The sequence below is a fragment of the Acinetobacter sp. CAU_H_56 genome, from assembly GCF_058599425.1.
In genome coordinates, this window is the sequence record NZ_CM178654.1 from 600,260 (window position 1) to 626,883 (window position 26,624).

General features: G+C 43.5%; 28 protein-coding genes. 10 read left to right on the top strand and 18 right to left on the bottom strand.

What is annotated here, in order from left to right; translation table 11 throughout:
• Window positions 1-20 precede the first annotated feature (20 nt).
• Both rsmA and AC4MCC_RS02965 read left to right on the top strand, forming a co-directional pair.
• The gene (gene rsmA / locus AC4MCC_RS02960; protein ID WP_034704111.1) at window positions 21-833 is read left to right on the top strand and encodes a 16S rRNA (adenine(1518)-N(6)/adenine(1519)-N(6))-dimethyltransferase RsmA; all 813 of its coding nucleotides are present in this window, start codon (window positions 21-23) and stop codon (window positions 831-833) included.
• A gap of 5 nt (window positions 834-838) precedes the next feature.
• Window positions 839-1,684 (top strand): symmetrical bis(5'-nucleosyl)-tetraphosphatase, encoded by an 846-nt coding sequence (locus AC4MCC_RS02965; RefSeq protein WP_491885667.1) that lies wholly within the window; start codon window positions 839-841, stop codon window positions 1,682-1,684.
• A 56-nt stretch (window positions 1,685-1,740) separates the two neighbouring features.
• Here AC4MCC_RS02965 and AC4MCC_RS02970 read toward each other — a convergent pair whose 3' ends face one another.
• The 8 genes from AC4MCC_RS02970 to AC4MCC_RS03005 form a co-directional block, all read right to left on the bottom strand.
• Window positions 1,741-2,187 carry a DUF2147 domain-containing protein gene (locus AC4MCC_RS02970; RefSeq protein ID WP_179993345.1) on the bottom strand — a complete coding sequence of 149 codons (447 nt, stop codon included), beginning with the start codon at window positions 2,185-2,187 and terminating at the stop codon, window positions 1,741-1,743.
• Between the two features lie 141 nt (window positions 2,188-2,328).
• Window positions 2,329-2,778, bottom strand: a complete 450-nt coding sequence (locus AC4MCC_RS02975; protein ID WP_004785238.1) for a DUF2147 domain-containing protein — start codon at window positions 2,776-2,778, stop codon at window positions 2,329-2,331.
• A gap of 60 nt (window positions 2,779-2,838) precedes the next feature.
• Window positions 2,839-3,009, bottom strand: coding sequence for a hypothetical protein (locus tag AC4MCC_RS02980; protein WP_159123658.1), 171 nt, complete (start codon window positions 3,007-3,009; stop codon window positions 2,839-2,841).
• A gap of 166 nt (window positions 3,010-3,175) precedes the next feature.
• Window positions 3,176-3,622 carry a DUF2147 domain-containing protein gene (locus tag AC4MCC_RS02985; protein WP_284880625.1) on the bottom strand — a complete coding sequence of 149 codons (447 nt, stop codon included), beginning with the start codon at window positions 3,620-3,622 and terminating at the stop codon, window positions 3,176-3,178.
• A gap of 87 nt (window positions 3,623-3,709) precedes the next feature.
• Window positions 3,710-4,384, bottom strand: coding sequence for an LrgB family protein (locus AC4MCC_RS02990; protein WP_159123660.1), 675 nt, complete (start codon window positions 4,382-4,384; stop codon window positions 3,710-3,712).
• Between the two features lie 9 nt (window positions 4,385-4,393).
• A complete protein-coding gene (locus AC4MCC_RS02995) occupies window positions 4,394-4,765 on the bottom strand; it encodes a hypothetical protein (protein WP_034704120.1) in 372 nt (123 codons plus the stop codon).
• A 34-nt stretch (window positions 4,766-4,799) separates the two neighbouring features.
• Window positions 4,800-6,140 (bottom strand): ribosome rescue GTPase HflX, encoded by a 1,341-nt coding sequence (hflX, locus tag AC4MCC_RS03000; protein ID WP_491885668.1) that lies wholly within the window; start codon window positions 6,138-6,140, stop codon window positions 4,800-4,802.
• Between the two features lie 76 nt (window positions 6,141-6,216).
• Window positions 6,217-6,348, bottom strand: coding sequence for a hypothetical protein (locus AC4MCC_RS03005; protein ID WP_257220898.1), 132 nt, complete (start codon window positions 6,346-6,348; stop codon window positions 6,217-6,219).
• Window positions 6,349-6,538: 190 nt separating this feature from the next.
• Here AC4MCC_RS03005 and AC4MCC_RS03010 point away from each other — a divergent pair, with 190 nt between their 5' ends.
• Window positions 6,539-7,348 carry a lysophospholipid acyltransferase family protein gene (locus AC4MCC_RS03010; protein WP_419375259.1) on the top strand — a complete coding sequence of 270 codons (810 nt, stop codon included), beginning with the start codon at window positions 6,539-6,541 and terminating at the stop codon, window positions 7,346-7,348.
• Between the two features lie 35 nt (window positions 7,349-7,383).
• Here AC4MCC_RS03010 and AC4MCC_RS03015 read toward each other — a convergent pair whose 3' ends face one another.
• Window positions 7,384-9,018 carry a phospholipase D family protein gene (locus AC4MCC_RS03015; RefSeq protein WP_419375260.1) on the bottom strand — a complete coding sequence of 545 codons (1,635 nt, stop codon included), beginning with the start codon at window positions 9,016-9,018 and terminating at the stop codon, window positions 7,384-7,386.
• A 101-nt stretch (window positions 9,019-9,119) separates the two neighbouring features.
• Here AC4MCC_RS03015 and AC4MCC_RS03020 point away from each other — a divergent pair, with 101 nt between their 5' ends.
• Window positions 9,120-10,130 (top strand): metallophosphoesterase, encoded by a 1,011-nt coding sequence (locus AC4MCC_RS03020; RefSeq protein WP_491880241.1) that lies wholly within the window; start codon window positions 9,120-9,122, stop codon window positions 10,128-10,130.
• A 23-nt stretch (window positions 10,131-10,153) separates the two neighbouring features.
• On the opposite strand, the gene AC4MCC_RS03025 is transcribed toward AC4MCC_RS03020, so the two are convergent.
• The 3 genes from AC4MCC_RS03025 to trhA form a co-directional block, all read right to left on the bottom strand.
• Complete coding sequence (locus tag AC4MCC_RS03025) at window positions 10,154-10,567, bottom strand: hypothetical protein (RefSeq protein WP_491885669.1); 414 nt, start codon at window positions 10,565-10,567, stop codon at window positions 10,154-10,156.
• A gap of 142 nt (window positions 10,568-10,709) precedes the next feature.
• Window positions 10,710-12,026 (bottom strand): MFS transporter, encoded by a 1,317-nt coding sequence (locus AC4MCC_RS03030; protein ID WP_180003873.1) that lies wholly within the window; start codon window positions 12,024-12,026, stop codon window positions 10,710-10,712.
• 142 nt (window positions 12,027-12,168) lie between these two features.
• Entirely contained in the window at window positions 12,169-12,813 is a 645-nt protein-coding gene (gene trhA / locus AC4MCC_RS03035) for a PAQR family membrane homeostasis protein TrhA (RefSeq protein ID WP_034704133.1), read from the bottom strand.
• Between the two features lie 101 nt (window positions 12,814-12,914).
• Between trhA and AC4MCC_RS03040 the strand changes: the two genes are divergently transcribed.
• Together AC4MCC_RS03040 and AC4MCC_RS03045 are read left to right on the top strand one after the other, a co-directional pair.
• Complete coding sequence (locus tag AC4MCC_RS03040; RefSeq protein ID WP_491885670.1) at window positions 12,915-14,135, top strand: class I SAM-dependent methyltransferase; 1,221 nt, start codon at window positions 12,915-12,917, stop codon at window positions 14,133-14,135.
• Window positions 14,129-14,566: a GNAT family N-acetyltransferase gene (locus AC4MCC_RS03045; RefSeq protein ID WP_491885671.1), complete on the top strand. Its 438-nt coding sequence runs from the start codon at window positions 14,129-14,131 to the stop codon at window positions 14,564-14,566. Before AC4MCC_RS03040 ends, AC4MCC_RS03045 begins: the two co-directional genes overlap by 7 nt.
• Window positions 14,567-14,620: 54 nt before the next feature.
• Here the strand turns inward: AC4MCC_RS03045 and AC4MCC_RS03050 are convergent, their stop codons facing one another.
• Complete coding sequence (locus AC4MCC_RS03050) at window positions 14,621-14,965, bottom strand: hypothetical protein (protein WP_419364701.1); 345 nt, start codon at window positions 14,963-14,965, stop codon at window positions 14,621-14,623.
• Window positions 14,966-15,206: 241 nt separating this feature from the next.
• Between AC4MCC_RS03050 and AC4MCC_RS03055 the strand changes: the two genes are divergently transcribed.
• Window positions 15,207-16,358 (top strand): IS4-like element ISAbe18 family transposase, encoded by a 1,152-nt coding sequence (locus tag AC4MCC_RS03055; protein ID WP_058951619.1) that lies wholly within the window; start codon window positions 15,207-15,209, stop codon window positions 16,356-16,358.
• A gap of 50 nt (window positions 16,359-16,408) precedes the next feature.
• Here the strand turns inward: AC4MCC_RS03055 and AC4MCC_RS03060 are convergent, their stop codons facing one another.
• The 3 genes from AC4MCC_RS03060 to AC4MCC_RS03070 all read right to left on the bottom strand — a co-directional run bounded on the left by AC4MCC_RS03060 (window position 16,409) and on the right by AC4MCC_RS03070 (window position 20,992).
• Window positions 16,409-18,541, bottom strand: a complete 2,133-nt coding sequence (locus tag AC4MCC_RS03060; protein WP_491885672.1) for a 3-hydroxyacyl-CoA dehydrogenase NAD-binding domain-containing protein — start codon at window positions 18,539-18,541, stop codon at window positions 16,409-16,411.
• 10 nt (window positions 18,542-18,551) lie between these two features.
• Window positions 18,552-19,757, bottom strand: a complete 1,206-nt coding sequence (locus AC4MCC_RS03065; RefSeq protein ID WP_419364697.1) for an acetyl-CoA C-acetyltransferase — start codon at window positions 19,755-19,757, stop codon at window positions 18,552-18,554.
• Between the two features lie 224 nt (window positions 19,758-19,981).
• Window positions 19,982-20,992, bottom strand: coding sequence for an AraC family transcriptional regulator (locus AC4MCC_RS03070; protein ID WP_004785199.1), 1,011 nt, complete (start codon window positions 20,990-20,992; stop codon window positions 19,982-19,984).
• A 213-nt stretch (window positions 20,993-21,205) separates the two neighbouring features.
• Here AC4MCC_RS03070 and AC4MCC_RS03075 point away from each other — a divergent pair, with 213 nt between their 5' ends.
• The 3 genes from AC4MCC_RS03075 to AC4MCC_RS03085 all read left to right on the top strand — a co-directional run bounded on the left by AC4MCC_RS03075 (window position 21,206) and on the right by AC4MCC_RS03085 (window position 24,678).
• Window positions 21,206-22,330 (top strand): CaiB/BaiF CoA transferase family protein, encoded by a 1,125-nt coding sequence (locus AC4MCC_RS03075; RefSeq protein ID WP_491885673.1) that lies wholly within the window; start codon window positions 21,206-21,208, stop codon window positions 22,328-22,330.
• 226 nt (window positions 22,331-22,556) lie between these two features.
• Window positions 22,557-24,200, top strand: coding sequence for a nitrite/sulfite reductase (locus tag AC4MCC_RS03080; RefSeq protein WP_180003868.1), 1,644 nt, complete (start codon window positions 22,557-22,559; stop codon window positions 24,198-24,200).
• Entirely contained in the window at window positions 24,193-24,678 is a 486-nt protein-coding gene (locus tag AC4MCC_RS03085) for a DUF934 domain-containing protein (RefSeq protein ID WP_491880235.1), read from the top strand. The genes AC4MCC_RS03080 and AC4MCC_RS03085 overlap by 8 nt, the downstream gene beginning before the upstream one ends.
• Before the next feature lie 52 nt (window positions 24,679-24,730).
• Here AC4MCC_RS03085 and AC4MCC_RS03090 read toward each other — a convergent pair whose 3' ends face one another.
• Both AC4MCC_RS03090 and AC4MCC_RS03095 read right to left on the bottom strand, forming a co-directional pair.
• The gene (locus AC4MCC_RS03090; protein WP_159123676.1) at window positions 24,731-25,186 is read right to left on the bottom strand and encodes a VOC family protein; all 456 of its coding nucleotides are present in this window, start codon (window positions 25,184-25,186) and stop codon (window positions 24,731-24,733) included.
• A 185-nt stretch (window positions 25,187-25,371) separates the two neighbouring features.
• Window positions 25,372-26,547 (bottom strand): thiolase family protein, encoded by a 1,176-nt coding sequence (locus AC4MCC_RS03095; protein WP_166139143.1) that lies wholly within the window; start codon window positions 26,545-26,547, stop codon window positions 25,372-25,374.
• Window positions 26,548-26,624 lie beyond the last annotated feature (77 nt).

The window sequence follows — 26,624 nt, forward strand, 5'->3', positions numbered from 1 at the left end:
ATTACACGTTGGAAATGTCTATGTATCAGATTAATGCCTTAAACCCAAAAGATGAAGGGCATCACACGCGTAAGCGTTTTGGTCAAAACTTTTTACATGACCAACGTGTCATTGCTAAAATTGTGCGTTCGGTAAATCCGCGTGCAGGCGAAAATATTGTTGAAATTGGTCCGGGTCTGGCTGCTTTGACATCACCTTTAATTGGTGAATGTGATGCCTTGACTGTACTTGAGCTGGACCGTGACTTGGCCGCTGGTTTGCCGGGTCGTGTGCCGCATCCTGAACGTTTAACCATTATTGAAACAGATGCGCTGAAATACGATTTCACCAATTTGTTTGAAGAAGGTCGTCCGTTACGTGTAGTCGGAAACCTGCCTTATAACATTTCGACACCACTGTTGTTCCATCTCCTGGAATTTGGTGACAAAGTGAAAGACATGCATTTCATGCTGCAAAAAGAGGTGGTCGATCGTATTACAGCTTCACCGAACACCAAAGAATATGGTCGTTTGTCGGTGATGATCCAGTATTACTGCAAACCGACTTTTCTGTTTGAAGTGCCGCCAGGTTCTTTTAATCCGCCACCAAAAGTGACATCTGCCGTGTTCCGTTTGGAGCCATATGATGTAAAACCGATCGTGGCAAAAAATGAAAAAGCTTTGGCTCGTCTGGTATCGCATGTATTTACCCAGCGCCGTAAGACTTTGCGTAATAGCCTGAAAGGGATGCTGGTTGAAGATGGTTTTGAAAAGGCAGGTGTGGATCCAATGGCACGTCCAGAGACACTATCACTTGCCCAATTTGTGGCTTTATCTGATCAAATGGTAGCTTAAAAATAATGACCCGCACTGTTCGATACAATTATGTGATTGGTGATGTACAAGGCTGTTTTGAAGCCTTGAAGGCACTGCTGAAAGAAATCCGTTTTGATCCTGATCAGGACTTTGTCTGGTTTGCTGGTGATCTGGTGGCTAGAGGGGAAAACTCGCTGGGTACATTACGCTTCATTAAAAAGCTTGTCGATAATGGCGTGGCGGCAACAGTGCTGGGTAATCATGACCTGACTTTGCTGGCTTATGCACGCGGTATTAAGCCGATTAAAGACAAGGATAATGTCCGTGATGTGATTGATGCGATCGACAGTGATGAGTTAATTGACTGGATCCGTAAACAGCCGATGTGTCTGTTTCCGAATGAACAGACGGTACTGACCCATGCCGGTATTCCCAATATCTGGGATGCAGCCAAGACGGCTGAATTGGCTAAAGAAGTAGAAGCCATTATTGCCCATGATGATTTTGAGGTGGTGGATACTTTCTTAAAGGAAATGTTTGGGAAAGAGCCTACACTCTGGTCAGATGAATTAGAAGGTCATGAGCGTACACGCTGTATCGTGAATTACCTGACCCGGATGCGTTTAACTGATGCAGAAGGGCGTCTGGAATATAGTTTTAAAGATTCACTGGATGATCCGATGCCAGAAGGTTTTAAGCCCTGGTTTGAATTTGAATCGAAAACTGCAGCAACCCATCAAATTGTATTTGGACACTGGGCCGCCTTACAGGGTAAAACCATTTCTGGGCGAATTCAGAATGTCGATGGTGGCTGTGTCTGGGGTAATCAGTTGATGGCTTATCGACTGGAAGACCAGCAAATGTTTGCCGTCGATAATCCGGTATTTTAAAATATTCGAAGCTCAAAAAAGCCACGTTGAACGTGGCTTTTTTATTGTGCTGATGATTAGTCTGCGCGAATCCAGGTCTGGTTGCGGCCTAGAACTGAAACACCCACACTGGCACGTAGCGTTAAACGCTTGCCGGTATTGTTTAGACGAACCTTGGCATCATAAATTTTACCTGCCAATGGATCAATGACACGACCTTTTTCATAATTTTTGGTGCCTTCAACGTGTTTCAGGCCTTTTAGAATAGTCATGCCTAAAATCGGTTGATCGGTATAAGGGGCTGGACATTTATTACATTTTTCGCGTGGTGTATAACCTGGACGTGGCGTGATTTTCACAATCTTGCCCGAGTAAGTATTATTCGCTTCTTTTTCGATGACAATGATGGCTTTTGCTGCTCCAGTTTTATCATCAATCTGCTGCCAGGTTCCGCTAATATCTTGAGCCCACAGGTTCATCATGAATCCTGTAGTCAATGTGGCAAGGAGTATCTTCTTTAACATATCCATCATTCCAAAGAACTTTTCATTATTGCCCGCACATGTTAGGAAGATTGCACAAATAGTCAATAAATAATTAAAAATCATGGAATTAAATTTATAAAAAAAGCTGCCTGTTTGGCAGCTTTGAGAAAAAGTGTGAACTTATTCCTGACGGATCCAGGTCTGGCTACGGCCTAAAGCAGAAACACCCACATAACCACGTAGGGTTAAACGTTTGCCGTTGCTGCTTAGACGAACCTTGGCATCGTAAATTTTACCTGCCAATGGATCAATCACACGACCTTTTTCATAATTCACGCTATCACCGACCTGTTTTAAACCTGTCAGTACGTCCATCCCCAAGATCGGCTGATTGGTATAAGGAGCAGGACATTTATTACAGGTTTTTTGCGGGGTATAGCCTGGGCGAGGCGTTACTTTGACAATTTTCCCGGCATAAGTACCATTGCTGTCCTGACGGATTTCAATCAGTGCTTTTGGTGAACCAGTCTTATCATCGATTTGTTGCCATGTCCCGGTCAAGTCTTGTGCATAAATGGTCCCAGTCATGAATGTAGCAATGAGCATTAATCCTAATTTAGATTTATTCATTTATATTTATCCTTTTTTCATAGATGAAACAAACTATCCCAAACACAAGCGTGTGGTTTTTTAATTTTGGTTGATTTTAGAGTAATGAGCGTTGCAGATCGCTCGGTCAATCTGCTTTAAGCCTGTTGATTCCCCATGACAGAAACCTGTCGATGTTAATTGCTTTGTTACTGAATTTTCAGTAAAAGCAGAGAAATTCAGTAAGATCTTTAACATGGTAATGTCTTGCATTCTATCTCCTTATATTGCGCATCAAAATCCGTTTGATGCTAAGCCTGTTAAAGCAAATGAATCTAATATTTATATGCATGTTTTATATTGTATAAAAAAAGCATCTGTCTAATATTGATACAACTTAATGCATGAAAATGCAAGCTTCTGTGCACTAAGTCATGAATTAATCTTGTTTAATCCAAGTCTGGCTGCGTCCCAAGGCTGAAACACCTACATAACCACGTAGGGTTAGACGTTTGCCATTGGCACTTAATTTAGCTTTGGTGTTGTAAATATTGCCGGATAAAGGGTCAATCAGTTTACCTTGAGAGAAATTATTATTGCCTGCATCCTTTAAGCCGGTGAGTACATCCAGACCAAGAATCGGTTTATTGGTATAAGGTGCAGGGCAGGAAACACAGGTTTCGCGCGGTGTATAGCCAGGACGAGGCGTAATCTTGGTAATTTTGGCAGTATAAACACCATTTGAAGTTTCACGAATTTCCAGAATCGCTTTAGCTGATCCTGTTTTATCGTCAATACTTCTCCAGGTGCCTGAAATATCGGAAGCGAAAGCCAGATGACTGAAAAAGGTCAGGGCTAAAAAGGATAATAATTGAACCTTTTTCATAGGTCTGTTCCTGAGTGAAAAATTCTTTATTTCCCTATAGTAAGAATAGTTTCATTCAGAAACAAACGTTAAATATTGATTGATGAGTCACATTTTTTGCAGATAAAGTATAAAAGTTGGCAACCAGATCGCAGTAAAAACGGCATTCACTGCCATGCCAAACGTAGCATAACGTCCGGCAACACTGCCACGCTGCCAGGCTTGAGCTGTACCAATCGCATGTGCTGCTAGACCTAGAGCCAGACCTGAAGCACGCTCATCATTGATATGTCGTAAAATAAATGGTGAAAATGCTGCACCAATTACGCCAGACAAAATGACGATCAGAATGGCCAGACTAACAGGTGCCTCCAGTAAGGTCGCAATATTAATTGCAATTGGTGTCGTGACTGCACGGGTGGCAAAGGCCATGATGTCGCCAGAAGACATATGTAGTAAATAGGCGAGACCCATCGGTAAGGCGACCGCACTGATACTGGCAAAAACCAGAATTCCGACAATAGCTTTCAGTGGCAGGTCATCATAACGCATGGCGGCTAGCGGAATCGCCAGTGCAACTGTGACATAACCAAGCAAATGGTTAAACAGTGGATTGACCTCATCCATATAATGCTCATAAGGAATACCCAGCACCAATAAAATCACCAGCACCAGGAACATGCTAAACACAATCACAGGAATTTGCGGAATAACACGATTGCAGGGTTTGGCAAGCAGATAAGCAATTAAGGTAATCGCAAAGCCATAAAGAACAGAAAACATGTGCGACTCCTATAACCAGCGTTTTGCCATTTTGGCGTAGATCCAAAGAGGGAGCAGAGTACTCAGGCATAACACCAGCATAAAGGCCGGAATTTTTTGTCCCATATGCATCAACATAATTAGCGCGCCTGCACTAATCGGTAAAAAAGCGAAGGCACTTTCTTTCATCAGCTTGTTATTAGTATCCACCAGACGCGCTGGAATTTTGCCAAAATAGCGCCAGGCAAATAAGGTGACTAGCAGGCTGATGAGTCCGACCAGGTTGCCCAATTCAGGATGATCTAGCTGGGTCATTAGCCAGACTGAAGCTTCACGAAATACAATAATTAAGAGGAGAGTGCTGATCCATGCTGGCCAGTCAATATGTTTTATCCAGTTCATTGGTGATGTCATTTAAAAGTTTACTTATCAAGTTTTACTCGATCTTACGCTGGATTTCAAACTCTTCAAGTGGACGCTGGAATTGAAGTGCTTGAGATCCCAGAATTTCTTCTATCGGTAAATGTGCCTGTTTGATTAGTTGTTCCAGCTTCGGAGGCGCAATCCGCACATCGATATGTAACTGACCTTCATCATCATAATGTTCGGACTGAATCACGTTCAGCGCATAAAGTTGATTGCGCAGTTTGCCATAGGCAGGTTTCAATACCAGTTCAAAGTGCTGAACCTGACCCATTAATGCTTCATGCACTGCTTTGCGTAATAGATCCAGCCCTTCACCACTATGTGCTGAAACATAGACCCGTTCAGGCTGACCGGGCTGGCGGTAAATGATTTTGGCATCTTCACCGCTACAGTCGATTTTATTATAAACCCTTAGAACCGGAACATCGGCACCAATTTCCTTGAGCACCTTTTCAACGGCTTCAATTTGTTCAAGCATTTCCGGACTGCTGGAATCAATCACATGCAAAAGCAGGGTGGCTTCAACGGTTTCTTCCAGAGTTGCTTTAAAAGATTCGACCAGTGAATGCGAAAGATTACGCACAAAGCCTACCGTATCTGCCAGTACCAGATTACCGACGCCGTCCCATTGCAGGCGTCTTAAAGTTGGATCCAGAGTCGCAAATAGTTGGTCTGCTGCATAAACCTCGCTATCGGCCAGAATATTGAATAAGGTAGATTTTCCCGCATTGGTATAACCTACTAAAGACACGGTTGGAACAGCCGCTTTTTGGCGTGCAACACGGCCCTGAATACGGGTTTGACGGACTTTTTCTATTTTGGCTTTAAGCTGTCCCATGCGGATACGCAATAAACGGCGATCTGTTTCTAGTAAAGTTTCACCTGGACCGCGCAGACCGATCCCACCTTTCTGGCTATCCAGATTGGTGCGGCTACGAACCAGTCGTGAAGACAGATGCTGTAACTGTGCCAGTTCAACTTGCAGTTTCCCTTCATAGGTACGGGCACGCTGCGCAAAGATATCGAGGATGAGTTCGGTACGATCGACCACCCGGCAATGCACCACATTTTCTAGGTTACGTGCCTGGGCAGGTGTCAGCGCATGATCGAAGATAACCAGATTGGCATCCAGTTCTTTGACTCGTTCAGCAATTTCTTCTGCTTTTCCTGAACCCACAAAGAATTTGGCATCCGGTTTTAAGCGTTGAACAAAAAGATGTTCCAGAATTTCGGCATTTGCAGATTGAGCTAACAGATGAAACTCTTCAGCATCAAGGTCATCCAGCATTTGTACGCTCACACTGATCAGTATGACGCGTTCTTTTCCCTGATGTTGCTCAAAATATTCCACTCAGGCCAATCTCCAGTTGAAAACTTCATTTTAGTTGAAAATGAACTTTACAGATACTGAAATAGCGGGCTTTGTTTTAGAGTGCCGTGACAAACAGTTGTGCAAGTGTTACGAGCAACACCGTATATAACAGGGTGCCACCCAAGATATAGCTTAATACTTTTAAGGGTCGAATCATCTCAGCTGATTTCACTGTTTCATCTTGCATGATGAGCATCCTTTTTTAATCTAATATTTCGATTGATTTATTTTATTTAATTCATTTAATGAATTTAAATTGAAAATATAGATGTACTTGGTCGTTTTTTATTATCAATGCAAGTTGGACATGAACAGTATAAAATGGGTTTAATTCGTGGATATTCCCTGTATCTTGTTTAGGATTTAGTGATCTTTTTATGAACTCGACTGTACAAAATCAATCACCTGAGATACAAGGTTTTGCAAAATTCTTTCTTTATACAAGAAAAACGACTTCTGCATTAGCAGCTATTAGTCAAGGGTTTTATCTGGTTTATCGTCATGGTTTGTATAAAGACCCGAATAACCCGAACAATACCCGATATGTGCAGTATTTCTGTCGTCAGTTGTGCAAGGTATTTAATATTGAGGTTCAGGTCCATGGCGTAATTCCACGTGAGCCGGCATTATGGGTGAGCAATCATGTATCCTGGCTGGATATCGCCGTTTTGGGTTCAGGCGCGCGAGTGTTTTTTCTGGCCAAAGCTGAAATTGAAAATTGGCCAATTTTGGGCAAGCTGGCTAAAGGCGGTGGCACCTTATTTATCAAGCGTGGTTCAGGAGATTCAGTCAGAATCCGTGAACAGATTACCGGCTTCCTGAAACAGAATATTCCGGTCCTGTTTTTTCCTGAAGCGACCACATCTGATGGACGCTCAATTAAAAAAATTTATGGTCGTATTCTCGGTGCGGCAATCGAAGCGCAACGTCCGGTACAAATCTGCCTGATCTGCTATGTGAATCAGCAGGGTGAGCTGGATATGGTGGCGCCTTTTATTGGGAATATCAGTTTTGCCAAGCATGTACAGAATGTTCTGGAAATGCCTAAAGTCACGGCTCATTTGATGGCCTTGCCGGCAATTGCGACCGAAGGGCATACAGTAGAAAGCCTGACTGCACTGGTGCATGAAAATATGCTGGAGGGTTTGCAAAGGTTGCAAGCCAAAGTAATAAAAAAGCCTCATTAAGAGGCTTTTTTATTAGAAATACTCCGAGATATTCATTACATAAAACCTTCGATCGGGAGTATCGACAGGAATTTTATTGAGGCTTTTTGATACCACTTCATTCCCGGCTCTTTTTTAAAGGTCTTTGTTTCACCTTTGGCATTGCGGATTTTCCAGTTAATGTTCTGGTTGGCATCCAGAACCAGCTTATAGGCATACTTGCTTAAATTCTTGTCCATGGTTTCATGTACTGCACGGGCCAGATTAGGACTATTTAGCAATACGCCAATTTCAGTATTTAAATAAGCTGAGCGTGGATCGAAATTAAAAGAACCGATAAATACCTGTTTCTGGTCAATGGCCATCAGTTTGGCATGCAGGCTGGAACGGCTCAGGCCTTTTAAGCTGACCTTCGCTTTTTGTGCCAGTTCTTCAGTATTGGCATTCAGGTTGTCGGCATCTGGCGCGGCCAAAAACTCATAGAGTTTTACATCATTTTCTAGCAGTTCCTGACGATATTTGGCATAAAAGGCATGGACCAGCGGCACGTCATTGGCCTTATAAGAGTTGGTGAGTACACGAACTTTGACATCTTCTGAAGCCAATTTCTTGAGACGTTCTGCGCCCTGTTTTTCCGGTACAAAATAGGCCGACACGATATCCACACTTTCTTCCGGTTTTTCCAGATGCTGTAATAACTGGAAGTTCAAGTGATCTTCAGTTTTAGCCTTTGACTTGATTTTACTTGGTGGATCTTTGACGACCTCAGCTTCTACCCAATCAAGTTGAATGTTGTGTTCCAGCCATTTATCGAAAGCCTGTGAACGATTGGCCAGATTCAGGTAGTTCTGGATTGCAGTATCATGGCTATATTCTTCCAGCTGCTGTTTCAGGCTCGGGAAACGAAGTCCGTGATGACGAGGATTAACAATCTGACGAACTGGATAGGCATAATCATCATTCCAGTATTCATCAAAAGAATGAATAATTTCATCAGAAGCGGCACCGACCAGCATCACATCTACATCAGAAAACTGATAACTGTCACTAACGTTATAATACTGGTTACTCATGTTACGGCCGCCAATCAGGGCAATCTGATTATCGGCAATAAAGCTTTTGTTATGCATGCGGCGGTTGATCCGTTTTAGATCCAGCAGCATATCCATGGCACGGTATTTACGGAAACGGTAGGGGTTATACAGTTTGACCTCAATATTCTGGTGCTGATCTAGTGCCAGATAAATACCTTCCATTTTCTTGGCATTGTTGTCGTCCATCAGTAGACGGACTTTTACGCCACGATCTGCCGCCTGAATGAGGGCATGCAGAGCCAGTGCACCAATACGGTCGTTATCCCAGATGTAATATTGCAGGTCCAGACTGCGTTCTGCTTTATTAATCAGCTGGATACGTGCAGCGAGTGCTTCGAGCGGATCTGGCAACACGTGATAACCGGTCAGGCCAATATTCTGCCGACGTAAGGGCTCAACAATCTGGGCCAGACTGGTTTGCGAGGTATCCGTTTCAAATGCCATTCGGCTAGGTTGTTCGGTTTGCGGAGGCAGCGTACTGCAAGCAGGAATGCCGAGTACCAGGCTGCAGCTCAGTAAAATGCCAGCTTTATAGCGATAAGCTTTTGATAAGCCAGAAGGTTTTGAATGAGCGGAAGCGTGGGGAGCATTTACCATAAACATCAAAGACTGAAAAATTTGGATTGAGTATAATTGCCAGCTATGAAAAGATAAATATAAAGCCACTAATCAGCTCCTCGACTCGACAAGGCAAATCTATGTGGGATACCAGTTCCGTACTTTTTTATTTTTATCTAGGCATGGCCATTCTTGCTGTTTGGGCAGTGTATCAGGCCTGGTCGAGTCAGTCGCGTACAGAAACCATTCATCCCTTTAAAGCGTTTTGTCACCTGCTGGCTTTCTATCTGGCCTATTTGCTGATTCCGCTGGTGTTCTTCAGTATTTATGCAGGATGGATGGGCTACTATTCGATTCATGAGTCTATTTTTATTTTCGTGATTAGTGCCGTACTCAGTTATGCGCGTTTTATCGAGCCGCATTTGATTAGGGTCGAAACCACGCCTTATCAAATCAATCCTCAACAGAAACTTAAAAAACCGGTACGGATTGCCCTGATTGCAGATTTACATATTGGCCTGTTTTCCGGACATGAACGTCAGCTAAGACAGATTGTACATAAGCTGAATCATCTGAAACCAGACTTGGTGGTGGTCGCAGGGGACTGGACCTATGAACCTGAAAATAAACTGGCTCAGGAGCTGGCGATCTTAAAAGAAATTCATGCGCCGGTATATTCGGTGACAGGGAATCATGATGAACAGTATCCTGGCCCGCCTATTCAGGAATTGCTTCGTTATGCGCTGGAAGTGAATCAGGTCATGGACATTGAAGGGCAGATTGTCGAGTTTGATGAATTTCGTCTGTTAGGAGTAGGGGATCTTTGGGCTGGAAAAACCGATATGCGTGCAATGCCGGATCTGCCTCAAGACAAACCTTGGGTGATTCTGTCACATAATCCAGATACCGTGGATATGGTGCCGAAATTGCCCACACGACCACTGATGCTTTCTGGGCATACGCATGGCGGACAGGTCGAGTTACCTTGGCTGACGGATTATGTGATGAAAAAGGTTTCCATTCTGGGCCATAAAAAAGGCTTGTACCGGCATGAACATGCAGATGTATTTGTGACCGTAGGAACGGGTATGGTGGGGGTGCCATTCCGTTTTCGCGTACCACCAACCATTGATATTATTGAACTGGTCTAAAAAAACAGATTTATTCACTGCTGTTAAAGCAGTAACCAGAGCACAATAATAATCAGTAAAATAACGGCTGCGGTGATCCAGATTTTCTTTTCAATCTCACGCCCAGGCACACGTTTGCCGACTTGTTGTGCAGCTACCTCAGTATCTTTGGCGATGCTCAGGTTGGGATGATCTGGAACTTCCAAAGGTGTAGTTACCACCGGAATATTTTCATCAGCATCATCAGTAAAGCGAGGGCCAATATTGCCTTCATTGTCCCGATTCAGCGCCAGATCATGCTCACGGACAATTTCATCAATGACCTGTATCGCCTGTGATTCATCTAAAGCTGTATGCGTCCGGATATAGCGAATGGCGTCCAGTTTTTTATCATCCTCTAGCAGAATCACAATATCCACCAGCTGTTCTTGAGTAAGTTGCTCAATAAGATCCTGCATCACTTTGCCTCATTCTCTGGCTTTATTTATTTGATTGTTCCCGAAATATCCGCAAAGAAGTAGCAAGTTTTTGTTGTGAAATCATAAAAAAGCCAGCATGAACTGCTGGCTTTGATTGAGATGACTTAATCTGTCAAGATCCTTAGATCTGATTGTTTACATCATCATTTTTAGTTTCACGGATCAGCAAGAATGCAAGCAATGACAGGATAGATGCTGCTGTGAGGTAATAACCTACTGCAGACAAGCCATAAGTTGTTGCCAGTTTTGTTGCAATCAATGGCGCGAAAGATGCACCAAAAATACCTGCCAGGTTAAAGGTCAGGGCAGAACCGGTATAACGTACTGAAGTCGGGAAGATTTCAGACAATACAGTACCAATCGGACCATAAGTTAGACCCATGATCGCTAGGCCGATACATAAGAAGAAGAACACAACCAGCGTACTGCCTGATTCAAGCATATCAGCAAAGAAAATACCGAAAATAGCAGAGACCACACATACTGCGATTGAAGTTGTCTTACGACCGAATTTTTCTGCAAGAACTGCTGAAAGTGGAATGAACGCGGCAAAGCACAGAGTTGCAACTAATTGCAACTGAAGGAATTCTTCACGTGTATAGCCGAGCTGTTTGGTACCCCATTGCAACGCGAATACAGTGGTCAGGTAGAACACCACGAATGTGCAGATCGCAGCGATGGTACCCAATACCAGCATTTTAGAATGCTTTTTGAATACTTCGAAAAAGGGTACATTCACTTCTTTCTGCTTTTTCAACACGTTCTGGAATGCAGGAGTTTCATGCAATTTCAAGCGAATCCATAAACCCATAATCACCAGTAGGGCACTAGAGATAAATGGAATACGCCAGCCCCATTGCATGAACTCTGCTTCAGACATGAATGCGCCAAGCGTCAAGAATGAGCCTGTCGCCAGAATGAAGCCAATTGGTGCACCAAGTTGCGGGAACATACCATACCAGGCACGTTTGCCTTCTGGCGCATTTTCAGTTGCCAGTAGAACCGCACCTGACCATTCACCACCCAAACCAAGGCCTTGGCCTAAACGGCAAAGGGCCAGCAATAATGGCGCAGCAATACCGATTTGTGCATAAGTTGGCAATAAACCAATGGCAACGGTAGAAAGACCCATGGTCAGTAAAGCAGCGACCAGTGTCGCTTTACGTCCGATCCGGTCTCCCAGGTGACCAAAGAGTGCAGCGCCGATTGGACGGGCAATAAAGGCAATCGCAAAGGTTGCCAGCGACTGAATAGTCGCAGTCATAGGATCTGTACTTGTAGGGAAGAACAGATAAGGGAAAATAATAACGGCAGCTGTGGCATAAATATAGAAATCGAAGAACTCGATTGTAGTGCCTACTAAACTTGCTGTTAAAACACGAAATTTTGAATTGGTTGCTGTAGTTTCTGTTACAGCGATAGAATCTGAAGACGCCATGAATAACCTTACACTTACTAAAAATAAAAAACTTAGTTTTAAAAGCGTAATCTTTTTAAAAAAGGCGTAATTTTTTAAAAAAACAACTGCAATCTTCTCGTTTCAACTCGCTCAGGGTCACTGAAATGGAGAAATGAGATGATTAAATCACGTAAAGATAGATAGACAGAAAATGTGATCCTGCGCCTATCAATACAAAAATGTGCCAGATAGCGTGGGTATATCTTACTCTTTTTAAAGCGTAAAACAATGCACCTACAGTGTATGCTAAGCCACCAATGATCAGAAAGGTTAAAGATTGAGCACTTAAGTACTGCTGCATATCGTCCATAACCAGTAGTGCAAGCCATCCCATGACCAGATAAGCGACCAAAGAAAGTTTCTGGAAACGGTTGATGAAAATGAACTTGAATAGTGTTCCAAGTACAGCAATCACCCACAAAGCAATCAGTAAATACTGCGCTTTGGCTGTTGGAATCGCAATCGACAGAAACGGAGTATAGGTACCTGCAATCAGGTAGTAAATTGCCGTATGATCAACTTTTTTGTAAAAATAGCGTCGGTCTGCAGCAGTGGACATATGGTAGAGCATCGAAGCGGAAAATAGCAGAATCATGCTGAAAGCATAAACCCAAAGGCCGATCCATTGTCCTGTACTCAAATAAGAGCCTTTAATAATCAATAAAATACCAGCAATCAAAGCCAGCGCAGCACCGAGGCCATGACTAATATAATTAATCCGTTCCTCATTGTGATCATAATCTGGAACTAGGGGAGCATTCTGCATGATTGTCATTCTTTTTAAATATACACTTGTATAATAATTCAATTTTGCTTTTAAGTTAAGAACAATTAAACTTGAGCAGCAATTCATATCAGGTTTTTCTTATGTCGACATCGACTTCTCTCTCGGTTCAGGAACAACAATTCTTGGAGGCTTTTCAGCAAGCCTGTGAAACTGATCATTTTGATCGTCTGATCTTGAGTCAGTATAAAGGTGAACTTGAACAATTGGAGAAAATGACCTTTAGAGTCATTTCGCTCAATGAGCAGAAAGTCTTGAGCTGTGTCTATCGATACAAGACTCAGGATGTCACCAAAAACTATCCCTTGAATGAAGCCTTGACTCAAGTAACGGAATTATTGGCCTGTTGCAAGCAAGCTAACCTGTTTACCGATCAGGAAGAATTACAGCTGAAGAAAAATAAGAAAAAGGCCATGCTGACACGAAGTAAAGCTAAACCAGTCTCTACAAAAGCAAAAGCCGAACAAGGCCATGACCGGATCAAGCAGCGTTATGTCGATCAGGACAGTGTATTCCTACAGCATTTAGGAATTACGGATCAGCAAGGTCAGATCATTCCGAGCATGGCACGTAAATGGAAACAGATTAATAAATTTGTCGAGATTTTCTCAGGTGCACTGGCTCAAATCCAGCCGCAGGGACAAGGATTACGTATCGTTGATTTTGGTTCAGGTAAGGGATATTTAACCTGTGCGCTGTATGACTATATGCAAAAACATGGCCAGACGCCGTATGTCACCGGCGTAGAGCTAAATCCGAAAATGGTCGAGTTCTGTCAGAATGTTGCACAGCAATCCGGTTTTAATCAGCTGGATTTCTTCCAGGGTGATGTGCGTACCTATGAACCGGAACGTCTGGATGTAATGATCGCTCTGCATGCCTGTGATGTAGCGACCGATTTTGCGATCCATAGCGGTATACGCCTGAATGCACAAATCATCATGTGCGCTCCATGCTGTCATAAAGAGTTAAGACCGCAATTACAGAGTCCGAAAGTGCTGTCGCCAATGTTGCAGTTTGGCATCCATGCTGGGCAGCAAGCCGAAATGTTGACGGATACCATTCGTGCCTTATTGCTTAAGGCTTATGGTTATGAAACCAAGGTCTTTGAATTTGTGGCCCTAGAACACACCAGTAAAAATAAAATGATTCTGGCGACCAAACGGAAGGATTATGAACAGCCAGACCAGGTTGTTCTCGCCCAGATTCAGGCATTGAAAGAGATGTATGGAATTCAAAAACATTCACTGGAATTGTTATTGAATGACCAATGGGATCAGCAGGGAATTGGCTCTAAATGCTAGACAACAAAAATCTTAAAATCGTGTCAGGCAGCTGGGAAAAGTTAGCTCAAGATGCAAAAAAAATTCGTGAAGCTGTGTTTATTCAGGAACAGCATATTGCTCCCGAAGATGAATGGGATGCTGAGGATGCAATCTCTACGCATTTTGTGGCTTATTTACAGGATCAACCCGTCGCGACTGCACGCTTATTAAAGAATCATAGTATTGGTCGTGTAGCTGTGTTGCGGTTGGCACGTGGTACAGGCATCGGCCAAAAGATCATGCAGACTGTGATTGATCAGGCCAAGGCAGAGCAACGTAAATTCGTAAAGCTTTCTTCACAGGTACATGCGATTGGCTTTTATCAGAACTTGGGTTTTGATGTGCGGGGTGAAGAATATCTGGATTGCGGCATTCCACATATAGATATGTATCTCAGCTTAAAAGACTAAAAAAATAAAAAAGCGAGGAAAACCTCGCTTTTTTAAATTTGATCTTGGAACTGTTTAGTGACCATGAGCCGTATTTTCGTCATGGCTAGCATTGTCCATTTGTGCATGTTCTTCAGTAGACATATTGTGCTCTTCCGCACTCGTCTGATGAGATGAAGAGGTAGCCTGACGAGCTTCACGGTCAGCCTGTGCTTTGGCTAAAGCTTCTGGAGACATCGCAGGTGCATTCTTAAAAGCATGCTGCTGGGTATTTTCTTTCTTTTGCTGGCTTGGCATGTAGTCTGGTTCATTACTGACCGCAAGCCAGAAAAACAACATAAATAATCCACCTAAAATACAGAAGATAATCAGTGCTTTCCAACCCCAAGGTGATTTTTCAGGTGAACTGTGATCAGTCATATGCATGTACCCATCGTGGATGTCTAACTCATGTAACTTTATAACATAAATTGCCTGGAAAGCAGATCAAAATCTGTCATTGATTGAATTCGATAGACTTCGAGAGTTTATCGCGTCGCAATAAAAAAAGAGGAGTTAAGCTCCCACTGCTGTCCCATAGTTTGCTTTAAATAAAAAAACCTGAGTCCTAACAGTTAAAATATGAGTGCAAACAAACACTTTAACGACCAGGATTCAGGTTTTGTCACATCAGAATACCGTATTTCATGAGCTAATTAAACCTGTTGTGCGACAGGATTTTGAACAACTTGCTAAAGTACACCATGTTGGACAGAAATTTAGAGCAGCTTCCCGGTGGGATCAGTTTATTGCCATATTGATGTCTCAATTCTCTTGTAGGCAAAGTCTGAGAGATATTCAATCCAATTTGGAGTGCCAACAGGAAAAGCTAAGTCATCTCGGAGCAAAGTCTATTCCCCGAAGCACGCTGGCACGAATCAATGAGCAGCAGCCTGCTGCCTTGTATCAACAGCTATTTTACAAGTTGCTTAAATACTATGAACACTCAAAAGTCGCTCATAAATTTCGCTTTAAGAATCCCTTGTATTCCTTGGATGCCAGTCATATTGACCTGTCGCTTTCCTTATGTGAATGGGCCAAAGTTCACGACTCAAAAGCCAGCATGAAACTCAGTATAGGATTGAATCACAGCAATGATATTCCTGAGTTTGTTGCAGTTGAAAATGGCAAAGAAAATGACATGGTACAAGGCCGCAAATTCCAGTTTCCTGCTGGCAGCATTGTAGTTTTTGATAAAGGCTATGTCGATTACCAATGGTATGCAAATCTGACTGCTCAAAACATTGGATTTGTCACACGTTTTAGGCCTAAATCTGTGTATCAGGTGATCCAGCAACATCCAGTGCTTGAATCCAAAGGTATTCTAAAAGATGAAACCATTCAGCTGAATAGCGCACATGCCCTAAAAAGAAAAGCCCCAGTGTTAAGAAGAATTGAATATAGAGATCAGCAAAGTGGCAAGCACTTTAGCTTTCTCAGCAATAACTTTCATTTAGCCGCCTCCACCATTGCGGCGATTTATAAAGATCGTTGGAAAGTTGAGCTGTTCTTTAAGGCGATTAAGCAGAATCTCAAATTAAAAGCGTTTCTAGGCCGCAGCAGGAACGCAATTCAGACACAAATCTGGATTGCGATGATCGCCTATTTATTGGTGAGTTTCGCTCAACATTTAGGAAAAACAGGTTGGACAGTTCAACGTTTACTCAGAATAATTCAAGTGAATTTGTTTGAAAGAAGAACTTTAAAAGCTTTATTTTCACCCGATAAAATACCCATAAAACAAGAGGAAGCTCATTTGAGCTTCCTCTTGTGAAAAATTGTGGGACAGCAATGGTCAAGCTCCTCTTTTTTTAGATTCAGTTTTTAAAAGCGCTGACCTTCAGCAACTTTCTGTTTGAGTAACTGTGGCGCTTTGAAACGTTCGCCATATTTATGTTCCAGGATTTCAGCACGATTCAAGGCCTTGGTTAAACCATACTGGTTCAAGAACTGCACAGCACCTCCCGTCCAGGCAGCAAAACCAATTCCAAAGATTGAACCAATATTGGCATCGACCACTGACTCCAGCACACCTTCTTCCAGACAGCGTACGGTATCCAGCGCTTGAACAAACAGGAAGCGGTCTATCATTTCCTGTTCAGAAATATCCACTTCTTTATACCAGTGCTCCAAGCCAGACCACAGCTGCTTTTTGCCACCTTCAGGATAATCATAAAAACCTGCACCAGCAGCTTTGCCTTTACGGTTAAACTCATGAATCATGGTTTGTATCACGGCATCCGCATCGGTGCTTGGACGTTCTTTGCCTTGTGCAGCCAGAGCCTTACGGCTTTCTGCAGCCACATGCTCAGAAAGTGTTAGAGAGACTTCATCCTGAATAGCAAGTGGTCCGACTGGCATACCGGCTTTCAGCGCAGCCATTTCGATACGGGCTGGATGCACACCTTCGGCAAGCAAACGTAATCCTTCCTGTACAAAGGTACCAAAGACACGGCTAGTAAAGAAGCCACGACTGTCATTCACTACAATCGGTAGCTTGCCAATCTGCTGCACAAAGTCAAATGCTTTAGCCAGTGTTTCTGCTGAAGTATTTTTCCCCTTAATGATCTCGACCAGTTGCATTTTGTCGACTGGGCTAAAGAAATGCAGACCGATAAAATTCGCCTGATTTTGAGAGGCTTGGGCCAAGTCACTGATGGGTAGAGTCGAGGTATTGGATGCCATTACACCGTTGGCTGATAAATATTGCTCTACTTCCTGAGTAACTTTGGCTTTGAGTTCCTGATTTTCAAATACTGCTTCAATGATCAGGTCACAGCCTTGCAAATCTGCTGCTTCTGTCGTGGTTTGAATCAGACTTAAAATTTGGTCACGTTTTTCGGCCGTTGAGCGGCCTTGAGCCACTTTTTTATCCAGTAATTTCTGGCTATAGGCTTTGCCTTTTTCAGCAGCTTCGACCGAAATATCTTTTAGTACCACCTGAATACCTTTGCTGGCAGTGACATAGGCAATACCTGCACCCATCATGCCTGCACCCAAAATACCTACTTTAGTGGCTTTCCATGGCGCAAAGTCTTTAGGACGGCTGGCACCCGACTTGATGGCATTCATGCCATGCCAGAATGTACCGATCATGTTCTTGGAAATCTGACCGGTCGCGAGATAGGTGAAATAACGCGACTCAATTCTCAATGCAGTATCAACATCAACCTGAGCGCCTTCAACCGCAGCGGAGAGAATGGATTCCGGTGCTGGATAGCAACCCTTGGTTTTATCACGCAACATCGCAGGAGCAATAGCCAGCATCTGCGCAACGGCAGGTGAAGAAGGAGAGCCCCCCGGAATTTTGTAACCTTTTACATCGAAAGGCTGTTGGGAGTGCGGATGTTGTTTAATCCAGGCTACAGATTTTTCAAGTAATTCATCTAGCGATTCAGCTGTGTCATGTACCAGTCCCAAAGACTTGGCTTTTTCTACACCGAACTGTTTGCCTTCCATCAGCAAAGCTAAGGCATTTTGCAGGCCTAGCAGACGAACCATACGGACAATACCACCACCGCCTGGCAGCAAGCCTAAAGTGACTTCAGGTAAACCAAACTTAGTCTTGGCATCATTCAGGGCAATACGATGATGGGCACATAAAGCGATTTCCCAACCACCACCGAGTGCGGTGCCATTTAAAGCTGCCACCACAGGAATGCCACGCGTTTCGATATAGCGTAATTTGGCTTTCATGTCTTCAATCATATTGAAGAATTCAGTGGCATGTTCAGGCGTCGCCTGAATCAGCTCATCCAGATCACCGCCAGCAAAGAATGTTTTTTTCGCTGAACGGAAAATAATTCCGGCAATCTGTTCATCAGCCTGTAACTGGGCAACGACTTCTTCCAGAGCCGCGCGAAAGTCGGCATTCATGGTATTGGCGGACTGGTTCGGAGAATCGAAGGTCAGAATGACAATGTGATCTTCAGTTTTTTGATATTGAATTGCGCTCATGCTGATCTCCTTATACCAACTCAATAATGGTTGCGATGCCCATACCACCACCCACACACAGGGTAGCCAGTCCACGTTTCTTAGCTTGACGTTCCAATTCGTCCAGTAAAGTGCCTAGAATCATGGCACCGGTCGCACCGAGTGGATGTCCCATGGCAATGGCACCACCATTGACATTGACTTTGGCAGGATCAACTTTCATTTCATTGATAAAGCGCATCACCACAGCAGCGAAAGCTTCATTGACTTCAAACAGATCGATGTCATCAATGGTGAGTCCAGCTTTGGCTAAAGCCTTACGTGCAGCCGGGGCAGGGCCGGTCAGCATAATGGTTGGATCGGCACCAACCAGTGCCGTTGCCAATACCTTGGCGCGTGGCTTGAGATTTTGCTGTTGGACTGCCTGTTCGGAGGCAAGTAATACGACTGCTGCACCATCCACAATGCCTGAAGAATTACCCGCATGGTGTACATGGTTTACAGAGCCTACTTCCGGATATTTCAGTAGAGCGATAGCATCAAAGCCCATCTGGCCCATCGTTGCAAAACTTGGCTTTAATGCACTTAAGCCTTCTGCAGTTGTTGTCGGTTTAATGAATTCATCTTTGTCTAGAATCACGACGCCAGCTTTATCTTTCACTGGAATAATAGATTTATTGAAATGACCATTCGCTTGGGCTGCTGCCGCTTTCTTTTGTGATTGCTCGGCGAATTGATCTACATCTGTACGACTATAACCATCAATGGTCGCGATCAGGTCAGCCCCGATGCCTTGTGGAATAAAATCGCAAGCCATATTGGTTTCAGGATCTAATGCCCACGGGCCGCCATCAGAACCCATCGGAACGCGAGACATGGATTCAACACCACCCGCAACAACCAGATCTTCCCAACCAGAACGGACTTTTTGTGCTGCCAGATTTACAGCTTCCAGACCCGAAGCACAGAAACGGTTGATCTGAACGCCAGCCACATCATTGTCCCAGCCTGCGGCAATTGCAGCAGTTTTGGCAATGTCTGCACCCTGATCACCGATTGGAGTCACACAGCCCAGCACAATATCATCCACCTGAGATGTATCCAGGTTATGGCGTTCTTTCAGTTCATTTAAGAGCGTAGTCAGTAAACTAATTGGTTTAACTTCATGTAATGATCCGTCTTTTTTTCCCTTTCCGCGTGGCGTGCGAATGGCATCAATAATATAGGCCTCGCTCATACAATATCCTTTTCTTGCTTTACTGAAATTGTTCTAATGCTTCGAGTGTAATGATTAAATCTTGAAGTGCAATGACGAGAACGGACCAGATCATTTGAGCAATTTGGTCAGTCTTGATGGATTAAAAAGCAGGCATAAAAAAGCCCAAGTCTGGAGCTTGGGCTAGGGGCTTGTAGCGCTTAATAAACGATACTTTTCAAGTATACAATTTTATAGCAAGGTTTTTAATGGTAACCGTGTAACTGACGGTATAGGCCTGGTGTTACCCCTGTCCATTTTTTGAAAGCACGGTGGAAAGTACTGGTTTCACTAAAGCCGACCTGTTGTGCAACATCTTCCAGAGTCAGATCCGGATTAAGCAATAAATGAATTGCGGCATCACGGCGCAGTGCATCTTTTACGCCCTGATAGCTCTTGCCTTCGGCAGCAAGACGGCGACGCAGGGTTTGTGGGGATAGATAGAGCATCGATGCAACATCGTTTAAGGTCGGCATTTCTTCACCGATCTGGCTCTTCAATACATCCCGGATCCGCGAAGTCAGCGAGTTGGTATTTTTAAATTTAACTAGAAGTTGAGCAGGTGCTGCTTTCAGGAATTCTTCCAGAGTTTCTTCATTCTGGCGAATTGGCAAATCCAGATAATCCGCTGCAAAGGTAATTTCAGTACGCGGCATATCGAACTGCATCACAGGTGCAAAGAACAGCGCATCGTATTCATCTGCATGCGCAGGGCGAGGGTAACTGAAATGTACACGTTCCAGCGGCAGACGACGTTCAATTAACCACGATGCCAGACCATGCCAGATCATCAGCATGCTTTCGGTAATAAAGTGTTCCGGATCCATCGAATTTGGAATCAGAGGAACCAGACGCGCTTCATGCTTGTCACGCTCCAGGGTTACAGACCAGTCGTCACCAAAGAGTTTGTAGAATTGAGAAGAAAGCTCGAGTGCATCGCCCAGCGTTTTGGCATGGATGATCAACTGGCACATAATCGCGAAAGTGCCCAGACGACGCGGCTGTTTGTCAAAACCGACATGTTCGTCCTGAGTCACCATCCAGAGCATCTTGATAAAACGGGTATATTGTTCAGGCGAAATACGGGCCTTCGGCTGATGCAGAAGCTCGGCTTCAATCCCAACGTGAGACAATAAAGTATCGACATCCATGCCCAGGCGCTTAACGCCATATAAGGCTGCATTGACGAAATGGATACTGATCGTATCACGACTCATGTTTAATCCTTCAGTCTCTTTAATGTTCACTAATATTTGACCTAAATGACAAAAAATAAAAAATCAATGGCAATTTACAAGAATCCAATTACCATTTTCTTACATGTTAAATTGCCGAAACTATCAAGGTAAATGGCTGAACATGACATTGTTTTTGGGCATTTATGTTCTTATGATGAGACAAAAAGCGATATAAATAGAGTAATAACTCCAATGTCATATGCATTAAAAGGTTTGAAAATATTAGATTTTTCTACACTATTACCCGGTCCATTTGCCACATTATATCTTGCAGACATGGGTGCAGAAGTTGTGCATATTGAATCACCCACACGTCCTGATCTGGTGCGTTTAATGCCACCTTTTGCACATGGACAGGCCACAACGCATAATTATCTGAACCGAAACAAACATTCTGTCGCACTGGATTTAAAGAATCCCCAGCATATTGAACAGATCAAATCCCGAATTGCAGATTATGACATTGTGGTCGAACAATTTCGTCCAGGTGTGATGCAACGGCTTGGCCTGGATTATCCAACACTCAGTGCGCTCAATCCACGCTTAATCTATTGCTCGATTACTGGTTATGGTCAGACTGGCCCTTATAAAGATCGGGCAGGGCATGATATTAACTATTTGGCTTTATCTGGGATTGCCGGACATAGTGGCCGGATCGAAAGCGGACCACCGGCAATGGGAATCCAGATTGCCGATGTCGCGGGTGGCTCTATGCATGCGCTGGTTGCCATTCTGGCAGCGGTGATTGAGCGGCAGAGCAGTGGTCAAGGACAATATATTGATATTTCCATGACCGATTGCGCGGCGACATTAAATAATATGGCAGCTTCTGCCAGTTTGGCGGGTAATCAGCATCAGCAGATAGAATCCGGTTACTTAAATGGCGGTACCTTTTATGACTATTATCAGACTCAGGATGATCGCTATTTATCAGTAGGCAGTCTGGAGCCTCAATTCATGCAAGGTCTGGCACAGTTGCTGGATTTGCCGATCATTCTGGAAAAAGGAACTTCTTTCGCACCTGAAGATCATGCTTTAGTGAAACAGGCGATTCGCGATAAAATCAGATCCCAACCTTTATCTCACTGGCAAGCCCTATTTTCTCAGGCAGATTTCTGTGTCGAACCAGTACTAAAGCTTGATGAAGCCCTGCATTCTGAACTGGCGCAGCAACGTGAATGGGTGGTACAGGTGCCTGTTAAAGCTGATCAGCGGGAGCAAACTGAAGCTCAACTGGCTTGTCCAATCAAGTTTTCAAGATCAACTATGCGATATCAATTTATTGGTCAGGCTTTAGGCGAAACCAAAGAGTGGTAATTGAATGACTTTCTTATTTTGGTTTATGAAAAAAACTGCTAAAGATTTAATAAATAAATCATTCACGTTAAAAATCAGAGGAAGCTGATCTAAAGCTTTATATCATTGAAAGATTGCTAGGCTTATCAATAAAATCGCTATGAAATATGTATAAAAAGCATTTTATTGATAGATTCAATGTCGTTATCCTTGCCGACGATATAATAGAAACTACTAGCTGTACGCCATGTATTTATATACTGATTTCGATCAGCAACTGATTAATGAACGTGTTGCACAGTTCCGTGACCAAACGGAACGTTATTTAGCGGGCAAATTGACGGAAGATGAATACCGTCCGCTCCGCCTTCAAAATGGTCTTTATGTACAACGTTATGCGCCAATGTTGCGTATTGCGGTGCCTTATGGCCTGATGAATTCTAAACAACTTCGTAAAGTGGCTGATCTGGCGAAAGAGTATGATCGTGGCTATGCACACGTTTCAACCCGTCAGAATATCCAGTTTAACTGGCCTGCACTAGAGAACGTGCCTGATATGCTGGCTGAACTGGCAACCGTGCAAATGCATGCGATCCAGACTTCAGGGAACTGTATCCGTAATACTACCACCGACCAGTATGCAGGTGTGGTGGCAGGTGAAATTGCAGATCCACGTCCAACTTGTGAATTGATCCGTCAATGGTCAACTTTCCACCCGGAATTTGCTTTCTTGCCACGTAAGTTCAAGATTGCGGTATCTGCGCTGGAAGAGATTGACCGTGCGGCAACTTCATTCCACGATATCGGTGTTTATATTGTGAAAAATGAAGCAGGCGAAATCGGCTATAAAATTAAAGTCGGTGGAGGTTTGGGGCGTACGCCAGTAATTGGTAGTTTTATTCGTGACTTCCTGCCACGTGAAGACCTGATTGCTTATCTTGAAGCGGTACTACGTGTCTATAACCTGCACGGCCGTCGCGACAACAAATATAAGGCGCGTATCAAAATCTTGGTAAAAGCTCTGACGCCTGAAGTCTTTGCTGAGAAAGTTGAAGCCGAATTTGCACATACTGTTAAAACGTTAAAGATTGATGCTGAAACGCTGGCGAAAATGGATGAAAACTTTACTCCATTTGATTACCAAGATTATGCGGATGAAGACTTCACTGAACTGTTTGCCCAGTATCCGAAGTTTAAGCAATGGTTCAACATCAATACCAATGCACATAAAGTGAAAGGTTATCGTATTGTCACGATTTCACTGAAACGTGCGGGTATTGCACCGGGTGATATGACCACTGAAGAGATGAACCTGATTGCAGACCTTGCCGACAAGTACACCTTTGGTGAACTGCGTACGACCCATGAACAAAACATTGCGCTGGTAGATGTACCACAAAAAGACCTGTTCGAATTGTGGCAGACGCTGGATCAGCATAACCTGGCACGTGCGCATATCGGTTTCTTGACTGATATTATCTGCTGTCCAGGCGGTGACTTCTGCTCACTAGCAAATGCGAAATCTATTCCAATTTCTGAAGCAATTTCACGCCGTTTTGATGATCTGGATACCATTTACAACTTGGGTAAACTGGACCTGAACATTTCAGGTTGTATGAATGCCTGTGGTCATCACCACGTGGGTAACATCGGTATCTTGGGTGTAGACAAAAAAGGTGCTGAATTCTACCAGATCACTTTAGGTGGTAATGCAGATCATGATGCCTCTATTGGCGATATTCTTGGACCATCATTTGCTGCAGAAGTGGTGCCAGATATCGTAGAAGAAATTCTGAATACTTATCTTGACTTGCGTCAGGATGGTGAAGAGTTTATCGATACTTATCGTCGTGTCGGCATTCAACCATTCAAGGAGCGCGCATATGCTTAATACCGCACTACAAGTGCTCTCTAAAGATGGCACAATTGCAGATAACACTTACCAGCTAATTGGTGAAGATGGTGTATTGCCACAGGGTGATGTAGTTCTGACTGTGGATCAGTTAGACCAGATTGCCAATATTTCTGGTAAAAAAGCATTGTACTTAACGGTTGATGCTTCACCTGAAACTAATGAATTTCCGCTTGAGCAACTTGATGCGATTTTGATTGAGTTTGCAGGTTTTAATGATGGTCGTGGTTATTCATTTGCTGCATTGCTTCGCCGTCAAGGTTTCCAGGGTGAGCTGCGTGCGACTGGTGATGTGTTCAAAGATGTCTTGAACTACATGAAGCGTTCTGGTTTCGATACTTTTGTCATTAAAGAAGGTAAAGATATTCAGGAAGCCGCTGCAGGTTTGGGTGATTTCACTAATCCGTACCAAGCTTCAACAGCAGTACCAACACCGAATTATCAAACTGGGGCTTAATTCGCCTTCAACTAAAAAAGCCTCCATCTGGAGGCTTTTTTGTATTTAAATCTTAGGGTGCATGTTCTTCAAGTAGGCAGTTAATCATCCATTGCACTCCGAATTGATCCGTAAAGGCACTATAAAGTGCACCCCAAAAGGTTTTTTCTAAAGGCATTTCGATTTGACCATTCACCGATAAAGCTTCATAGAGTCGTTTGGCTTCATCCTGTTCACTGGCACTTAAAATAATCGCAATATAGTGATTAGTACCCTTACTAAATACTGGTGTATTTTCAGTACAGAGTTTGTCATTGATATCAGAGCCCATGAGCTCTGTGTATTCATTAATTGGAAGTGAGATATGCAAAATCAGATTTTTTTCTTCATCTGATAAATCAATTCCTTGCTGTCCAGGCGTATCTCCATAACGGGTTAGACTAGAAAATTCGCCACCGAACACTGAACGATAAAAGGTAAAGGCAGCTTCGGTTTCACCCTGAAAATTAAGATAGTGATTAAGTCGCATGCAGGCTTCCTTTTCTTGTTTTGAATCCCTTTAATTTACGCCTTGAATTGAATTTGATTGATAAAGAAGCTTTATGAAAATGTAAGTAAAAGAATTTACTTTATAGATGGATTATAAAAAATGAAATATTTATAAAATAAAAAGAGGGCTATAAAAGCCCTCTCTGTTACTTGATTATAAAAGAGTTAGATCAGTTCGATTGCGACCGCAGTTGCTTCACCACCGCCAATACATAGCGCAGCGATACCACGTTTACCACCTGTGCGTTTCAAAGCATGAATCAAGGTCAGGATAATACGTGAACCTGTAGAACCAACCGGGTGACCGAGTGCACATGCACCACCGTTGATGTTGACTTTTTCAGGATCAAGTTTGAACTCATCCATTGGACACATGGTGACCATGGCAAACGCTTCATTGATTTCCCAAAGGTCAACTTCCTCAGCTTTCCAGCCAGTTTTATCCAGAACTTTCTGAATCGCACCCACTGGCGCAATCGTGAATTCAGATGGATGCTGGGAGTTTGAAGCATAAGCGATGATTTTAGCCAAAGGCGCTAAACCTTTAGCCGCCGCATTGTCGCTTGAAGTCAGCACAAGGGCAGAGGCACCGTCTGAAATTGAGCTGGCATTTGCTGCCGTAATTGTCCCGTCTTTTGCAAAAGCAGGACGTAAAGTGGGAATCTTGTCAATATTGGCATTGAAAGGCTGTTCGTCCTTATCAACGACCACATCACCTTTACGGGTGGAAACAGTGACTGGTACGATTTCATCAGCAAAGTAGCCTTCATTGACTGCAGTTTGAGCACGTTTCAGTGAACGGATTGCAAATTCATCCATCTGTTCACGTGTATAGCCTTTGCTATTTGCCATATCTTGAGCAAATGAGCCCATCAGGCGACCAGTTTCAGCATCTTCCAGGCCATCCAGGAACATATGATCCTTGATTTCACCATGACCCATACGGAAACCGCCACGCGCTTTTGGTAATACATATGGCGCATTGGTCATGGATTCCATACCACCAGCAACTACATAAGTTGCAGAACCTGCCTTAATCATATCTGCCGCTTGCATGACTGCTTTCATGCCTGAACCACATAATTTATTAATGGTGACGGCACCGGTAGAATCAGGCAGACCTGCTTTGCGCATTGCTTGACGAGCAGGGCCTTGTTTTAAACCTGCCGGGAGTACACAACCCATAATGACTTCTTCAATATCGGTTGGCTGCAAGCCTGAACGCGCAATCGCTTCTTTGATGGTGGCAGCGCCCAGTTCAGGTGCAGTAACGCTAGCTAGGCTGCCTTGGAAGCCGCCCATCGCTGTACGTGCGCCATTGACAATTACGATGTCAGTCATTGTTATATCTCCCTATAAGTTTTGATCATTTTTTCTCGAACCTAAGCAGTATATTGAAAAAAGTACAGGATTAAAGT

Coding starts and splice junctions, on each gene's coding strand:
- AC4MCC_RS03060 (WP_491885672.1), bottom strand. CDS start 18,541: ATGAGCGCAATTCAATATCAAAAAACTGAAGATCACATTGTCATTCTG.
- AC4MCC_RS03070 (WP_004785199.1), bottom strand. CDS start 20,992: ATGAGTCGTGATACGATCAGTATCCATTTCGTCAATGCAGCCTTATAT.
- trhA (WP_034704133.1), bottom strand. CDS start 12,813: ATGCAGAATGCTCCCCTAGTTCCAGATTATGATCACAATGAGGAACGG.
- AC4MCC_RS02965 (WP_491885667.1), top strand. CDS start 839: ATGACCCGCACTGTTCGATACAATTATGTGATTGGTGATGTACAAGGC.
- AC4MCC_RS03030 (WP_180003873.1), bottom strand. CDS start 12,026: ATGGCGTCTTCAGATTCTATCGCTGTAACAGAAACTACAGCAACCAAT.
- AC4MCC_RS02990 (WP_159123660.1), bottom strand. CDS start 4,384: ATGTTTTCTGTTCTTTATGGCTTTGCGATTACCTTAATTGCTTATCTG.
- AC4MCC_RS03040 (WP_491885670.1), top strand. CDS start 12,915: ATGTCGACATCGACTTCTCTCTCGGTTCAGGAACAACAATTCTTGGAG.
- AC4MCC_RS03025 (WP_491885669.1), bottom strand. CDS start 10,567: ATGCAGGATCTTATTGAGCAACTTACTCAAGAACAGCTGGTGGATATT.
- AC4MCC_RS03065 (WP_419364697.1), bottom strand. CDS start 19,757: ATGAGCGAGGCCTATATTATTGATGCCATTCGCACGCCACGCGGAAAG.
- AC4MCC_RS02980 (WP_159123658.1), bottom strand. CDS start 3,009: ATGCAAGACATTACCATGTTAAAGATCTTACTGAATTTCTCTGCTTTT.
- AC4MCC_RS03050 (WP_419364701.1), bottom strand. CDS start 14,965: ATGACTGATCACAGTTCACCTGAAAAATCACCTTGGGGTTGGAAAGCA.
- AC4MCC_RS03095 (WP_166139143.1), bottom strand. CDS start 26,547: ATGACTGACATCGTAATTGTCAATGGCGCACGTACAGCGATGGGCGGC.
- AC4MCC_RS02975 (WP_004785238.1), bottom strand. CDS start 2,778: ATGAATAAATCTAAATTAGGATTAATGCTCATTGCTACATTCATGACT.
- AC4MCC_RS03005 (WP_257220898.1), bottom strand. CDS start 6,348: ATGCAAGATGAAACAGTGAAATCAGCTGAGATGATTCGACCCTTAAAA.
- AC4MCC_RS03075 (WP_491885673.1), top strand. CDS start 21,206: ATGTCATATGCATTAAAAGGTTTGAAAATATTAGATTTTTCTACACTA.
- AC4MCC_RS03010 (WP_419375259.1), top strand. CDS start 6,539: ATGAACTCGACTGTACAAAATCAATCACCTGAGATACAAGGTTTTGCA.
- rsmA (WP_034704111.1), top strand. CDS start 21: ATGTATCAGATTAATGCCTTAAACCCAAAAGATGAAGGGCATCACACG.
- AC4MCC_RS02970 (WP_179993345.1), bottom strand. CDS start 2,187: ATGTTAAAGAAGATACTCCTTGCCACATTGACTACAGGATTCATGATG.
- AC4MCC_RS03085 (WP_491880235.1), top strand. CDS start 24,193: ATGCTTAATACCGCACTACAAGTGCTCTCTAAAGATGGCACAATTGCA.
- AC4MCC_RS02995 (WP_034704120.1), bottom strand. CDS start 4,765: ATGAACTGGATAAAACATATTGACTGGCCAGCATGGATCAGCACTCTC.
- AC4MCC_RS03020 (WP_491880241.1), top strand. CDS start 9,120: ATGTGGGATACCAGTTCCGTACTTTTTTATTTTTATCTAGGCATGGCC.
- AC4MCC_RS02985 (WP_284880625.1), bottom strand. CDS start 3,622: ATGAAAAAGGTTCAATTATTATCCTTTTTAGCCCTGACCTTTTTCAGT.
- AC4MCC_RS03045 (WP_491885671.1), top strand. CDS start 14,129: ATGCTAGACAACAAAAATCTTAAAATCGTGTCAGGCAGCTGGGAAAAG.
- AC4MCC_RS03080 (WP_180003868.1), top strand. CDS start 22,557: ATGTATTTATATACTGATTTCGATCAGCAACTGATTAATGAACGTGTT.
- AC4MCC_RS03090 (WP_159123676.1), bottom strand. CDS start 25,186: ATGCGACTTAATCACTATCTTAATTTTCAGGGTGAAACCGAAGCTGCC.
- AC4MCC_RS03015 (WP_419375260.1), bottom strand. CDS start 9,018: ATGGTAAATGCTCCCCACGCTTCCGCTCATTCAAAACCTTCTGGCTTA.